This is a genomic window from Streptomyces sp. NPDC004838, from assembly GCF_053600955.1.
Window position 1 is genome coordinate 43,810 of record NZ_JBSGAW010000034.1, and the last position, 14,015, is coordinate 57,824.

Here is a 14,015-nt window from a genome sequence, read left to right on the forward strand (position 1 = left end):
TCTACGGGTGAGCGGCGGGGGCCGGTGCTCGTAGCACCGCCCCCCGCCGTCGTCACCTACCGGATCTGTGCGGCGATCAGCCCTGCTCGGCGTCCGCGGCGGGCTTCTCGGCCTCGGCGGCGGGGGCCTCGGCAGCGTCCTCGGCCGGCTTCTCGGCGGCCTCGACGGTCTCGTCGGCGGCCTTCTTGTCGCCTTCGAGCAGGTCGCGCTCCCACTCGGCGAGCGGCTCACCGGCGGCCTTCTCGCCCGGCTTGGAGTCGCCGGTGGCGACGCCGGAGCGGGCGATGAGGCCCTCGGCGACGGCGTCGGCGATCACGCGGGTGAGCAGGGTGACGGAGCGGATCGCGTCATCGTTGCCAGGGATCTTGTAGTCGACCTCGTCGGGGTCGCAGTTGGTGTCGAGGATCGCGACGACCGGGATGTGGAGCTTGCGCGCCTCACCGACGGCGATGTGCTCCTTCTTGGTGTCGACGATCCAGACGGCGCTCGGCACCTTCTGCATCTCGCGGATGCCACCGAGGGTCTTCTCCAGCTTGGCCTTCTCGCGGGAGAGAACCAGCAGCTCCTTCTTGGTGAGGCCGGACGCGGCCACATCCTCGAAGTCGATCTGCTCAAGCTCCTTGAGGCGCTGCAGACGCTTGTAGACGGTGGAGAAGTTGGTCAGCATGCCGCCCAGCCAGCGCTGGTTGACGTAGGGCATGCCCACGCGCGTCGCCTGCTCGGCGATCGCCTCCTGGGCCTGCTTCTTGGTGCCGACGAACATGATGGAGCCGCCGTGGGCGACGGTCTCCTTGACGAACTCGTAGGCGCGGTCGATGTACGACAGCGACTGGAGCAGGTCGATGATGTAGATGCCGTTGCGCTCCGTGAAGATGAAGCGCTTCATCTTCGGGTTCCAGCGACGGGTCTGGTGACCGAAGTGGACGCCGCTTTCCAGCAGCTCCCGCATCGTGACGACGGCCATGGCCGTATCTCCTTGGATTCTCGGTTTGTCCTGACGCCCCGGCGCGCCTGCCGCTATGGACCGAGGGGCGCGGCCACCGACCTGAGATGGGAGAGTGGTGGCGGGGCGTGCGAAGTCGACCCGGTGACCCGGATCGCCAGAAGAAGTGTACGGGACCCACGCGGTGCCGGGTGACGGCGTTGTCCACAACCGGCGGGTACTCCACAGATCCGGACCATGATCCACTCGGGGCGGGCGTTCCGCGGGACGGTCTGTCCCATGTACCGCGGATTCTCCGTTTCCTTCGTCTCCTTCGTCTCCTTCGTCTCCTTCGTTGTTCTTCTGTTGTCGGCGCTGCCGCCGCTGATTCCACCGATCGCCGGTGCGCCCGCCCTGGCGTTCGCGGCGTACGCCACGGCGGCGGGGCCGGCGGCCTCCGTCGGCCTTCCGGGCGGTCCGGTGAGTGAGACGGGTGGTCCGATAGGTGGCGCGGGCGGTGCGGTGAGCGAGGTGGGCGGTGATCGGGCCGTGGACCGGAGCTGGCCCGTGGGCCCGCCGCGCCCTCTGGTCGTCCGCGGCTGGGAACCGCCCCCTACGGCATACGGGCCGGGTCACCGAGGCATCGACCTCGCCGCGCCCGCGGGCACGGTGGTACGGGCCGCCGCGCCCGGCCGTATCTCGTTCACGGGCCGGATCGCGGGGCGCGGTGTCCTGACGATCACCCTCCCCGGTACGGGCGACCCGCCGCTGCGGGTCACGTACGAGCCGGTGACCGCGCTGGTTCCCCCGGCCTCGGAGGTGAGTGCGGGGCAGGTGGTGGCGCGGGTCGAGTCCGGACCGTCGCACTGCGCCTCGGGCTGTCTCCACTGGGGTCTGCTGCGCGGATCCGGCTATCTGGACCCGCTCTCCCTGCTGCCGCCCCGGATGGTGCGCCGTGCGCCGTCCCGGCTCCTTCCGGTGGCGGGCACACCGCCACTGGGACCGGCCGCTCGGCGGAGCCCGGAGCCGGCCGCCTTCACGTCAGGCCGGCCGGAGGCGCTCCATGCGGCACTGCTTCTGGCGGTGGCCTGGGGCACGCATCTCGGCCTCCGCCGCCGTACCGGGCTCAGATGTACTGGTCCGGGCGCGCTGGGGTCGGGCGCGGACCCTCGTGGACCCGGTCGGCGTGGGCACCGGTCCCGGAACGGTGCGGGCACGGCGCTCCCACGGCGGCAGCGCCGACGAGGGAAGCCGGAGCGGCGCGGGAAGCCGGAGCGGCGCGGGAAACCGGGGCGGCGAGGGAAAGCGGGCGCGGCGCGGGCATCGCTCGGCGCGAGGGCCCGGGTCAGCCCCGGACGCCTCCGAGGGCCATGGAGACCGCGGCCTCGGCGATCACTGTGGGCTCCTCCGCCGCGCCGAGTTCGATCCGGCGGACCGCGGCGTCCACCATGCCCTGGAGGAGCATCGCCGCGAGCCGGGGCTGTTCATGGCCCAGCTCCGCGAGCGCCTCGACGATCATGGCGATCAGGCCGCCGTGCGCCGCGCGGATCTTCTCCCGGGCCCCGTCGTCCAGTTCGCCGGCGGAGATGGCGACGACGGCCCGGTGCCGCCGGTCGCCCACGAGGTCCAGTTGCCGGCGCACATACGCCTCGATCTTGCCCTCGGCGCTGTCCGCCAGCCCCATCGCGGCCTCGACCTCCGCCGCCCAGACGGGGAAGTCGACGGCGCACAGTTCCTCGACGACCGCCGCTCGGGAGCGGAAGTACTCGTATACGGAAGACCTGGCCAGACCTGTGTGTTCGGCGAGGGCGGGGAAGGTCAGCGCCTCCGTACCGCCTTCGGACAGCAGGGAGCGCGCGGCGTCGAGCAGGGCGTCGCGCTGCATGGTCCGGTGCTCGGCCACGGAGGCCGCTCGAATCCTGGGCACGTCTCCACTTTACGGATGCCGCGCAAGAGGCAGCCACGATTCAGCGTCAACGGCCCACGTCCGCGAGCTTCGCCCGCAGCTGAAGCACCGATTTCGTGTGGATCTGGCTGACTCGGCTCTCGGTGACTCCGAGCACGTTTCCGATCTCCGCGAGGGTCAGCCCCTCGTAGTAGTAGAGGGTGACGACGGTCTTCTCGCGCTCGGGGAGGGTGTTGATCGCGCGGGCGAGGAGCCTCCGCAGTTCCCGGTCCTCCGCCACCTCGACCGGGTTGTCCGCGGCGGTGTCCTCCAGGGTGTCCATGAGACTGAGCCGGTCGCCGCCCTCGCCTCCGACATGGAGGAGTTCCTCCAGCGCGACAACGTTGGCCAGCGACAACTGACTGAAAACCGCATGAAGTTCGTCCACCCCGATACCCATCTCGGAGGCGACCTCCCCTTCGGAGGGAGTCCGTCTCAACTGGGCTTCCAGCGTGGCGTAGGCGCGCTCCACGGCTTTGGCCTTCTGCCGTACCGAGCGCGGGATCCAGTCGAGCGCGCGCAGTTCGTCGATCATCGCGCCGCGGATCCTGGTGATGGCGTAGGTCTCGAACTTGATGGCCCTCTCGACGTCGAACTTCTCGATCGCGTCGATGAGTCCGAATACCCCGGATGAGACGAAGTCCGCCTGTTCCACATTGGACGGCAACCCGACGCTGACCCGGCCCGCCACGTACTTCACCAGCGGTGAGTAGTGCAGGATCAACTGCTCCCGCAGCCGCTCGTCCCCTGTCGCCTTGTACGACTGCCACAACTCCTCGAGCGACGAGGGAGCAGGGGGCCGCGCGGCGCCCCGGGCAGCGGGGGACACTGCCGCGCGGTCAGACCCGGAGGTGTGCTGGGGCATGCGTTGCCTTGAGCCGTTCTGCTGTGAGGGGACTCGGTGCGGGAGGAGCTCGGAGGTTTCGGGGAACCGACGGACAACTCGGCCGGAGGTGGTGAGCGTAGCGTGACTGCGTGGATGCGACGGGCGAAGGACGGGGGGGCGCCCCTGTGCGAGGTACAGCCATCGGCCACACCTTCGAAACCGGCGCCGACACAACACACACCGGCCCTTCCGGTGTCTGCGACAGCACCGCAAAAGGTCACCCCCATCACTTTTTCACCCGAATGCTCCAAATCAAGAACCGCCTCGCCGTACCTTCGATCCGCGATTCGCTTGACTGGTCAACTGCCAGCCGTCCCCCAACCGTTCGACGAAGCCCAGCGCGTGGAGTTCGTACAGCCTGCCGAGCGCCTCGTCCGCCGTGGTCCCGGCGCTGCGGGCCAGTTGCCGACCGTCCACCGCGCCCCGTGCCGGAAGGGCTTCGAGAACCCGTGCGCTCATGGGGTCCAGCAGGTCACGAGGGAGGACCGGACCCCGGCGGGCCGGCGCCAGGTCACCGATCTCGCCGACCAGCTCGGCCACTTCATCGGCGTCGGTGACCAGCACTCCCTCGCCTCTCAGCAGTTCGTGCACCCCGGCGGAGAGCCCACTGGTGGCCGGTCCGGGCACGCCCATGGTGTAACGGCCGAGCCTGAGGGCGCTGCGCGCGGTGACCAGCGAACCGCTGCGGTACTCGGCCTCGACGACCACCGTGCCCCGCGTGAGCGCGGCGATCACCCGGTTCCTGAGAATGAACCTGCTGCGGGTGGGATGGCCGCCCGGCGGCAACTCTCCGATCACAAGCCCCTGTTCCGCGATCCGTCCGATCAGCTCGGCATGGCCCCGCGGGTAGGCGACGTCCACCCCGCAGGCCAGCACGGCCACCGTGGCTCCGCCCGCCGCCAGCGCGCCCCGGTGGGCGGAGCCGTCGATTCCGAAGGCCGCTCCGGAGACCACGACCCAGCCACGCTCCGCGAGGCCCGTGCCGAGGGCGGACGCCATATGCGCCCCGTACGGTGTGCACGCCCGCGCGCCGACGACGGCGACCGAGCGCACAGCCCACTTCCGCAGGTCGGATCGGCCTCGGACCCAGAGCCCGACGGGTCGGGCGTCCCCGAGGTCGTCGAGCTGGGTCGGCCACTCCCCGTCACCCGGGCAGATGAAACGGCCACCGGTGGCCGCGATCGCGTCCAGGTCGGCGTACGGATCGGCGGCGGCCGCCCGTATCCGGTAGCCGGCGAGCCTGCGGGGCGAGGTGCCGGGCAGCGTCGACCCGTCGGCGTCCGGCGCGGTGAGCCGCGCCATCAGCTCCCGGGGCCCGAACTCCCGCAGCAGGCGTCCACCGCGCTCATCGCCCGGCTCCATCACCCGCGTGAGTGCGGCCCTCGCGATCCGTTCCCGCTCGCCGGGGGACGTGCCGGGGCCGGCACGACCGGCGCCGTCCGGAGCGAGGCTCTCGCCCCGCGTCACCGGACTCCTCCGCCCGCCGGCACGGGGGCGGCACCCCGCGCCACCCCCGTACGCATCTCCAGGGCCAGGTCGACGTCGTACGCCTCCGGGCGGTCGCGGCCCGCGAGGTCGGCGATCGTCCAGGCCACGCGGAGGACCCGGTCGAGGCCGCGGGCGGTGAGCCGCCCCCGCTCCATGTCGTGCTCGGCCGCCGCGAGGGCTCCGGGGACGACGGGCCAGCGAGTTCGCAGTTCATGGCCGGGCACCTCGCTGTTCACGGTCCACGGTGTGTCCCTGAGCCGGGCGGCCGCGCGCTCTCTGGCGTCGCGGACGCGGGCCGCGACCGCTGCCGTCGGCTCGCCCCGGCCGCTCCGGCCCAGCAGGTCGGCGCGGCTGACGGGCTCGACCCGCACCCGCAGATCGACCCGGTCGAGCAGGGGCCCGGACAGCCTCGACTGGTAGCGCCGGATCACCGAGGGCGGGCACTCGCATCCCGCGCCGTGCAGCGTGTGCCGGCCGCATGGGCAGGGGTTCGCCGCGAGAACCATCAGAAAGCGGGCCGGCAGCCGGACCACTCCCCCGCTCCGCGCCACCACCACATGTCCGGACTCCAGTGGCTGCCGTAACGCGTCCAGCACCTTGCCCGCGAACTCGGGAGCCTCGTCCAGAAAGAGAACCCCACGGTGAGCCAGGGAGACCGCTCCCGGTCTGGGCAGACCGTTCCCCCCACCGACCAGCGAGGGCATCGTGGCCGAGTGGTGCGGAGCGCAGTACGGAGCCTCCCGCACCAGGGGCTGTCCGGGCGGCAGGATGCCCGCGACCGAGTGCACGGCCGTGACCTCCAGGGACTCCAGCCTGGTCAGCGGCGGCAGGACTCCGGTGAGCCGCTCCGCGAGCATGGTCTTGCCCGCTCCCGGCGGCCCCGACAGCATCAGATGGTGGGCTCCGGCGGCGGAGACCTCCAGCGCCTTGCGCGCCATCGGCTGTCCCGCCACATCGGCCAGATCGGGGCCTTCGCCGGGCGCCGCCGCCAGACCCGTGCCCACTCCGGCGCCCGGCACCGTCAGCCCGGCGAGCATGGGGTCCGGGCCGGTGGAGACCGGCTCCTCCTCCGGTACCGGTTCGTCGCAGAGCACGGCGATGAGCTGCCGCAGACTCCGCACTCCGAGCACCGACACCCCCGGCACCAGCGACGCCTCCGCCGCGGTCTGCTCGGGAACGACGACCTGCCGGTATCCCGCCGCGGCGGCGGCGAGCACCGCGGGCAGCACACCCCGCACGGGCCGCACCCGGCCGTCGAGCCCCAGCTCCCCGATCAGCACCAGATCGACGATGGACCGGGGGTCGATCCGCTCGGACGCCGCGAGCACGGCACAGGCCACGGCGACATCGAAGCCGCTTCCGCCCTTGGGCACGGACGCCGGGCTGAGCCCGACGGTGAGCTTCTTCTGCGGCCACTCGGCCCCCGAGTTCACCACCGCCGCCCGGACCCGGTCCCGGCTCTCGGTCAGGCTCTTGTCCGGCAGGCCGACCAGGGTGAACGCGGCCACTCCCGGCTCCAGATCGGCCTGCACCTCCACCACCACGCCTTCGACGCCCACCAGGGCGACGGAACACGCCCGCGCGAACCCCATTCACGCCACCCCCCGAGCGTGCTCGACGACCGGCGCCCCCCGCCGGGGCACCACGACCCCCACGAGGTCGATGCGCACTCCGCCCGGCGGCGCTCCCCCGTGCCGCTCCAGCCAGCCCTCGGCGAGATGTCTCAACCGGTCGGCCTTGGCCGGGGTGATCGCCTCCATCGGATGCTCGAACGTGCCCGCCCTGCGGGTCTTGACCTCGCAGACCACCACGGTGTCGCCGTCACGGGCGACGATGTCGATCTCGCCGGCCCGTCCATAGCGCCAGTTCCTCGCGAGAACCGTCATGCCGGCTTCGGTCAGCAGCCGCGCCGCCAGTTCCTCGCCGTACCTTCCCAGTGCCCCCGTCGGGTTCATCTCGGCACCACCTCCTGGCACCGACTGTGACGCGTCCGGCTCTCAGGTGTGGATCTCTGTGGACAACCCGCCCATTGTGGATAACTCAGCCACCCGGAAGTTCGAGGTCGCTCTTGTTCAGCTCCTCGATGTTCACGTCCTTGAACGTGAGAACGCGCACCTGCTTGACGAACCTCGCCGGCCGGTACATGTCCCAGACCCAGGCGTCCGCCATCGAGACCTCGAAGAAGACCTCGCCCTGGACCGAGTGGACCTGCATCTCGTAGTCATTGGTGAGATAGAAGCGGCGCTCGGTCTCGATCACGTATTTGAAGAGCCCGACGACGTCCCGGTACTCCCGGTAGAGCTTCAGCTCCATCTCGGTCTCGTACTTTTCGAGGTCCTCGGCGCTCATGGCATGTTCCCCTTCAGCCTTGCGTCCCCCCATTGTGCGCCAGCCCCTCCTGCACCCCTAGGCGAATTCCGGGGCCAGGACCACCGGCGTATGCGGGGGACCCTCGTCGAGCAGCGTGCGCAGCAGCTCGGCGAGCCTGGTCGGGTACACCGTCTCACGCGCCGAGGACAGTTCGGCGGAGGTCCACCACCTCAGACCCGTGACACTGCGCCGCTCCAGTTCCGTCAGCCCGAGCGGGGCGGTCACGGTCTGTGCCGTGCGGGCCAGGAAGTACCACTCGTCCTGCTCCCAGCGGCGTCCGTCGAAGGGGAACGAGCATGCCCGCCGCCAGAGCACCGGGCCCAGTTCCACATCGGTGATCCCGGTTTCCTCCGCCAGCTCCCGCAGGGCGGCCTCCTCCCGGGTCTCGCCGTCTTCCAGGCCGCCGCCGGGGGTGAACCACCAGTTCAGGGCCGGGTTGTCCGGCTCGTGTCCGTGCATCAGCAGGATGCGGTCCCGCGGGTCGAGCAGAACGACCCTCGCCACTCTCCTCTGCTCGCCGAGGAAAACTCCAGATCCGCGCTGGCCGCCCTGGCCGCCGGAACCGCCGGGGTCGCCGGGGTCACCGGAACCGCCGGGGTCGCCGAAGCCACCGCGCACGCCCGAACCTCCGCGCTCTGGATCACGAGCCTCACCCGGCACCTGTCGCCACCTTCCCGCTCCCCCTGTTCGAGAGCCGTCTACCCGAGAAACGCCTGGCCAGCGGCCCGTATACCGCCCCGGCGAGGATCAGCACCGCGCCGGCCACCACCGATCCGAAGACGAAACGAATCGGCCCCGGCCTCGAGATCCCGCCGGGCAGCCCGGCGAAACCCTCCGGCCGCTCCAGTACACCACCGCTCAGCGGCCAGGCCACGGCGTCCAGGCGAGCCTCCACCGCCGAGCGGGGCACGGAGCCCTGTCCCGGGTCCTCCAGGTGCGTACGGGAGTCCAGCGAGCCCATCCGCTCGTCGCCGAGCAGGAAGAGCTGGCCCTCGGGCACCGTCGCCGTGAAGTTGTTCGGCGAGGCGGGCCCGTCGGTGCGGCGCAGATACGGTTCGTCGATCACGGTGCCGTTGATCGTGAGCTTTCCGCCGTCGCCGCAGCAGGCGATGGTGTCGCCGCCGACGCCGACGACGCGTTTCACCATCGGCAGATCGCCCCACTGGGACTGCCGGAAGACGACGATGTCCCCCCGCCGCACCTCGTCGCCGTCTATCCGTTCGCCCAGCACCCGGTCGCCCACGTCCACCGTCGGCGTCATCGAGTCGGTCGGCACGGTGTACGGCTGGTAGACGACCGCACCCCAGATGAAGCCTCCGAGGAAGAGCACACAGCCGACGGCCACGGCCAGCCCCGACAGCGCGCTGCCGAGCCGGCCGTGGCCGTCACCCGTACGTCCTGTTGCCATCCCAGCTCTCCCCTGCGTCGGGGGATCCCCGCGCAGTGGCGGCGATCCGCGGATCCGCGGTCCGGGACGGCACCCTACCGGGCGGTATGCCCGGCGGTCAGCCTCCTTCTGCGCCACAGCACGAGGGGCAGAGCGCCCACGGCGCCCATGGCCAGTGGGGCGCCGGAGACGACGGCCGCCGCGGCGGTGTTGATACCGGGCTGGTCGAAGGTCGAGGGTACGGGGAGGGTCGACCAGCGGTTGACCGGCCACGCGACCACGATGGCGCGTCCGACGACCTTGTCGACCGGAACGAAACCGCCGTTCACGTCCTCCGTGTGGTACCGGGAGTCACGGGAGTTCTGCCGGTGGTCGCCCATCACCCAGATCTTGTCCTCCGGCACCTTGAACGGGCCGAAGGGCATGTCGTCGCAGGCGGAGTTGCCGGGGAAGATGTACGGCTCGTTGAGCGGCTTCCCGTTGACCTCGACCGGACCGCCCTTCTTGCACTCCACGGTGTCGCCGCCGACGGCGATCGTCCGCTTGATCAGGTCTTTCTCCTCCGCCGACGGCATCAGGCCGATGAAGCTGAGGAACTTCTGCACCACGTTCGGCTCGGGTGTGGGCTCGCCGTCCAGCCAGCCGCCAGGATCGTGGAAGACGACGACCTCGCCGCGCTCGGGCTCGGAGCCGAACCACGGGGTGAGCTTGTCCACCAGCACCCTGTCACCTCGCTGCAGGGTGTTCTGCATCGAGTCGGACGGGATGGAGAACGCCTGCACCAGGAACGTCTTGATGAGCAGCGCGAGGATCAGAGCGATGCCGATCAGGATCGGCAGTTCCTTCCAGAACGACCGCTGACTGCCTCGCCGCCTGGCGGTGTCGTCTCCGGGGGAGGCGGCACCGTCGTCCCCCGAGGCGTTGCCGCCGTCCCCGGGGCCGGACGCGCCGGTCATTCCGTCGTTCTCGCCCTCGCCCGCCGGCTGCTCCGTCGCATCGCCCGTCACCGACGCGGAAGACGCCGAGGTCCCATTCGGACTCTCCGGCCTGTCCTCCGGCTGCTCGTGCCCGGACCGTGCGCCGACCGCAACGTCCCCCACATCCACTCCTCACTCCGTGCGAACCGTCCACGTCTCGATGCCCGGAATTCCCGGTAGAGAAGCAGACCCACCACTCCCATAACGAGCGAGAGTTCCGCAAGGCTCGGGAGGAGGACCATTGCTTTGCGGTCCTGTGACGACAGAGTATTCGACGCACCGAGGGCAGTGGTCGCACCGGGACGCGCGTTGGGGACGGACGCGTAGGTCTCCGGCTCGTCGAGCTTGCTCCAGTGGCTGATCGGCCAGGCGATCACGACCGCCCGGCCCACGACCTCGTCCTCCGAGACCGTGCCCTGGCCCGGCTCGTCGAGGTGGGCACGGGAATCCGCCGAATTGGCGCGGTGGTCGCCCATGACGAATATCCGTCCGGGCGGGACGTCGACTTCGAACGGCTGGGCGGAGGGAACGTTTCCGGGGTTCAGATACGGCTCGATGAGCGGTACGCCGTTGACGGTGACCCGGCCGCCCTGGTCGCAGCACTTCACCTTGTCGCCGCCGATCGCGACCACCCGTTTGATCAGGTCCTGCTCGTCGTCCGACGGCAGTAGTCCGATGAAGGTGAGCCCCTGCTTGATCTGCTTGACGACGATCGGGTCGTTGCCCTTCGAGGTGCTCGGCTCGTCCTGGAGCCAGCCGCCCGGGTCCCTGAAGACCACGACGTCGCCACGCTCCGGCTTGGAGCCGAACCAGGGGGTGAGTTTGTCCACCAGCACCCGGTCCTGGATGCGGATGGTCTGTTCCATCGAGCCGGACGGGATGACGAACGCCTGCACCAGGAATGTCTTGAGCACCAGCGCGATCACCAGCGCCACGATGATCAGGAGAGGGATCTCCTTGACGGCCGACCGGCGGCGCTTGCGCTTGACCTTCTTCGCCAGCTTGCGCCGCTCCGCCCGCCCCGGCAGGGGCCGCGCGTCGCCGTCCGTGGGCCTGGTCCCGGTGGGCAGCCGTGTATCGGACGGGTGGTCGGCCCGACGCCGTCCACGGCTACCCATGGGGCCGCCCCTGCGCCGTCGGCGCCTCCGGGACCCGCGAGAACGCGTCCGAGTGCTGTACGGAGGTCCAGCGGCCGACCGGCCAGCCGATCCAGTCCGCGCGCCCGATGACCTGCTCCACGGGGACCATGCCGCCGCCGGGCGATCCGAGATGGTCTCGGGAGTCGCGCGAGTCGCTCCGGTGGTCCCCCATGACCCACAGAGTGCCGTCGGGGACGACGATGTCGAAGGGAACCTCGGACGGTACGTCGCCGGGGTACAGATATCCCTCGTCGACCGGTACGCCGTTCACCGCGATCCTGCCCCCCTTGTCACAGCAGACCACTCGGTCACCGCCCACACCCACGACACGCTTGACGAAGTCCGTCTCCGCGGACTCCGCCAGCCCCAGTGCCACGAGCGCCCCCCGTGCCGCCGCACTGACCGGATTCTCCCGTACGCCTTCCTGGACGAAGGATCCCGTGCCGTCGAAGACGATCACGTCTCCGCGCGCGGGATCCTCACCGAAACGGTACGCCAGCTTGTTCACCAGCACCCGGTCCCCGATCCGCAGGGTCGGTTCCATGGAACCGCTGGGGATCTGGAAGGGCTGCACCACGAAACGGCTGAACAGCAGGACGACGCCCACGCAGACCACGCCCAGGAGCACGGCTCTCCGCCAGGACATCCGCCAGAACGTCCGGGAGGGGCGCGGTGCTCCCTCGGGATTCGATACCCCTGAGGAGGGTCCGGAACGCACGGAGCGCGACCCCTCTTCCGTCTCCCCGTTCCCGGGGGCCCCGGCTGTGGGGGCGGAAGAGCGGTCGCGCTCCGTGTGTGTCGCTTCGGTGTCCATCGATGGCGAAGCCTATCCGGCCACGCGGTGGACCCGGACGTGGTGTGAGCCGAAGCTCAGTGACCCGGCCGCCGAAGGCGCCCGCGGGCGCCCCGGACTCAGTTGTCGCGCTTCTCCTTGATCTTCGCGGCCTTGCCGCGCAGGTCACGGAGGTAGTAGAGCTTGGCGCGGCGGACGTCGCCGCGGGTGACCAGCTCGATCTTCTCGAAGATCGGGCTGTGCACCGGGAAGGTGCGCTCGACGCCGACGGAGAAGGAGACCTTGCGGACCGTGAAGGTCTCGCTGACGCCGGAGCCCTGGCGGCGGATGACGACGCCCTTGAACTGCTGGATACGCGAGCGGTTGCCCTCGATGACGCGAACGTGGACGTTCACGGTGTCACCGGGACGGAACGCGGGGACGTCGGACCGCAGCGAGGCGGAGTTGACTACGTCGAGCACATGCGACATGTTCGTCTGCTTTCTTCGCCGATGCCACAGGTCATCAGCGGGAGAGAGGATGAGATCAGGGGCCGCTGAGTCGGAGCGGGCGTCGTGTCCCCCTGTGGCAGGGGCGCACGCCGGACGGACGGCAGCGGCCTATTGTTCCACGGCCTGTGGCCTGCGCCAAAATCGGCCGCCGGGCTCGGGAGCCCAGCCCAGGATGGAGAGGATCTCCCGGTCCTTCCTGTCGAAGGCGGCGGGATCGCAACGCTCGATCAGATCCGGCCGGTTGAGGGCCGTACGCCTCAGTGCCTCGTCCCTTCGCCAGCGCGCGATCTTCCCGTGGTGCCCGCTGGTGAGCACGTCCGGGATGGCGCGTCCTCGCCACTCGGGCGGCTTGGTGTAGACGGGCCCTTCGAGGAGATTCGCCATGGCTCCCGGTGCGAAGGAGTCGTCGCGGTGGGACTCGGCGTTGCCGAGGACGCCGGGCAGCAGTCGCGCCACGGCCTCGGTGATCACCAGGACGGCCGCTTCGCCGCCGGCCAGGACGTAGTCGCCGATGGAGACCTCGATGACCGGTATCCGGGTGGCGTACTCGTCCACGACCCGGCGGTCGATGCCCTCGTAGCGGGCCGGGGTGAAGATCAGCCAGGGCCGCCGGGACAGTTCCACGGCGGTTTCCTGGGTGAAGGGGCGGCCGCTGGGGGTGGGAACGACCAGGACGGGTCCGTGGGCCCCGGCCTCGTATCCGCTCGCGAGGACGTCGTCGAGCGCCTCGCCCCAGGGGTCGGTCTTCATGACCATGCCGGGACCGCCGCCATAGGGGGTGTCGTCGACCGTGTTGTGGCGGTCGTACGTCCATTCCCGCAGGTCGTGTACGTGGACGTCGAGGCGGCCGCGGGCCCTGGCCTTGCCGACGAGGGAGACGTGCAGGGGTTCGAGGTATTCGGGGAAGATGGTGACGACGTCGAGCCGCATCAGGTCTCGTCCTCCGTCGAGTCCCCGCCGGGGCGCGGGCCGGATGTCGGCGGGACCCGGCCGGCTCCGTCCGACGTCCCGTCCGACGGCTTGCCGTCTACCCGGTCCGACGGCCGGCCCTGGACCGGCTCGTCCGACGGCTCGGCCCGACCGGACGCGATCTCGGCGCGGTCGTCGATCAGTCCGGGCGGCGGATCGATCACCGCGCGCTGAAGCTCCAGGTCGATCGCGGTGACGATCTCCGTCACGAAGGGGATCATCACCTCGCTCCCGTCCGTTCGCTCCACGATGAACAGATCCTGTGAGGCCAGATGGACGACCTCGGTGATCCGGCCGATCTCCGTGTCGTCGGCCAGGACGACGTCGAGGTCGATGAGCTGGTGGTCGTAGTACTCGTCGGGGTCCTCGGGCAGGGCCCCGGGGTCCACGTCGGCGATCAGCAGGGTGCTCCGCAGGGCCTCGGCCGCGGTGCGGTCGGCGACGCCCGCGAAGCGCAGCAGGAGACGGCCGCCGTGCACCCGGCCGGTCTCGATCGTCAGCGGCCCCACGGCGGCCGGATCGGTGGCCAGGACGGCTCCGGGCGCGAGCCTCAGTTCGGGCTCGTCCGTACGCACCTCGACGGTGACCTCGCCCTTGATGCCGTGCGCGCGGCCGACCCGCGCGACTACCAACTGCACTTCGCACTCT

Annotated in this window: 15 protein-coding genes and 1 pseudogene; 1 reads left to right on the forward strand and 15 read right to left on the reverse strand. The window is 70.6% G+C overall.

Annotated features, from left to right (window positions below; all coding sequences use genetic code 11):
* Positions 1–76 precede the first annotated feature (76 nt).
* Positions 77–964, reverse strand: coding sequence for a 30S ribosomal protein S2 (gene rpsB / locus ACWEFL_RS30655; protein WP_451718790.1), 888 nt, complete (start codon positions 962–964; stop codon positions 77–79).
* A 258-nt stretch (positions 965–1,222) separates the two neighbouring features.
* Between rpsB and ACWEFL_RS30660 the strand changes: the two are divergent.
* A pseudogene (locus ACWEFL_RS30660) lies at positions 1,223–1,834 on the forward strand (peptidoglycan DD-metalloendopeptidase family protein); the annotation flags it as partial.
* Positions 1,835–2,267: 433 nt separating this feature from the next.
* Here ACWEFL_RS30660 and ACWEFL_RS30665 read toward each other — a convergent pair.
* The 14 genes from ACWEFL_RS30665 to rimM form a co-directional block, all read right to left on the reverse strand.
* On the reverse strand, positions 2,268–2,825 hold the full coding sequence (locus ACWEFL_RS30665) for a TetR/AcrR family transcriptional regulator (protein ID WP_451718891.1): 558 nt from the start codon (positions 2,823–2,825) through the stop codon (positions 2,268–2,270).
* A gap of 70 nt (positions 2,826–2,895) precedes the next feature.
* Entirely contained in the window at positions 2,896–3,732 is an 837-nt protein-coding gene (whiG, locus tag ACWEFL_RS30670; protein WP_451718792.1) for an RNA polymerase sigma factor WhiG, read from the reverse strand.
* A 273-nt stretch (positions 3,733–4,005) separates the two neighbouring features.
* Positions 4,006–5,115: a DNA-processing protein DprA gene (gene dprA / locus ACWEFL_RS30675; protein ID WP_451718894.1), complete on the reverse strand. Its 1,110-nt coding sequence runs from the start codon at positions 5,113–5,115 to the stop codon at positions 4,006–4,008.
* A gap of 101 nt (positions 5,116–5,216) precedes the next feature.
* Positions 5,217–6,833 (reverse strand): YifB family Mg chelatase-like AAA ATPase, encoded by a 1,617-nt coding sequence (locus ACWEFL_RS30680; RefSeq protein ID WP_451718795.1) that lies wholly within the window; start codon positions 6,831–6,833, stop codon positions 5,217–5,219.
* Entirely contained in the window at positions 6,834–7,196 is a 363-nt protein-coding gene (locus tag ACWEFL_RS30685; RefSeq protein ID WP_451718798.1) for a YraN family protein, read from the reverse strand. It lies immediately after the preceding gene.
* 85 nt (positions 7,197–7,281) lie between these two features.
* Entirely contained in the window at positions 7,282–7,590 is a 309-nt protein-coding gene (locus ACWEFL_RS30690; RefSeq protein ID WP_003965949.1) for a DUF2469 domain-containing protein, read from the reverse strand.
* Positions 7,591–7,647: 57 nt separating this feature from the next.
* Entirely contained in the window at positions 7,648–8,115 is a 468-nt protein-coding gene (locus ACWEFL_RS30695; RefSeq protein WP_451718897.1) for an NUDIX hydrolase, read from the reverse strand.
* A 145-nt stretch (positions 8,116–8,260) separates the two neighbouring features.
* Positions 8,261–9,019 carry a signal peptidase I gene (gene lepB, locus ACWEFL_RS30700; RefSeq protein WP_451718800.1) on the reverse strand — a complete coding sequence of 253 codons (759 nt, stop codon included), beginning with the start codon at positions 9,017–9,019 and terminating at the stop codon, positions 8,261–8,263.
* A 74-nt stretch (positions 9,020–9,093) separates the two neighbouring features.
* Complete coding sequence (lepB, locus tag ACWEFL_RS30705) at positions 9,094–10,098, reverse strand: signal peptidase I (protein ID WP_451718802.1); 1,005 nt, start codon at positions 10,096–10,098, stop codon at positions 9,094–9,096.
* A complete protein-coding gene (gene lepB, locus ACWEFL_RS30710) occupies positions 10,002–11,093 on the reverse strand; it encodes a signal peptidase I (RefSeq protein WP_451718805.1) in 1,092 nt (363 codons plus the stop codon). Before lepB (ACWEFL_RS30710) ends, lepB (ACWEFL_RS30705) begins: the two co-directional genes overlap by 97 nt.
* Entirely contained in the window at positions 11,086–11,928 is an 843-nt protein-coding gene (gene lepB, locus ACWEFL_RS30715; RefSeq protein ID WP_451718807.1) for a signal peptidase I, read from the reverse strand. The genes lepB (ACWEFL_RS30710) and lepB (ACWEFL_RS30715) overlap by 8 nt, the downstream gene beginning before the upstream one ends.
* 98 nt (positions 11,929–12,026) lie before the next feature.
* On the reverse strand, positions 12,027–12,377 hold the full coding sequence (rplS, locus tag ACWEFL_RS30720; protein ID WP_451718809.1) for a 50S ribosomal protein L19: 351 nt from the start codon (positions 12,375–12,377) through the stop codon (positions 12,027–12,029).
* Positions 12,378–12,506: 129 nt separating this feature from the next.
* On the reverse strand, positions 12,507–13,328 hold the full coding sequence (gene trmD, locus ACWEFL_RS30725; RefSeq protein ID WP_451718811.1) for a tRNA (guanosine(37)-N1)-methyltransferase TrmD: 822 nt from the start codon (positions 13,326–13,328) through the stop codon (positions 12,507–12,509).
* On the reverse strand, positions 13,328–14,005 hold the full coding sequence (rimM, locus tag ACWEFL_RS30730) for a ribosome maturation factor RimM (protein WP_451718813.1): 678 nt from the start codon (positions 14,003–14,005) through the stop codon (positions 13,328–13,330). Before rimM ends, trmD begins: the two co-directional genes overlap by 1 nt.
* Positions 14,006–14,015 lie beyond the last annotated feature (10 nt).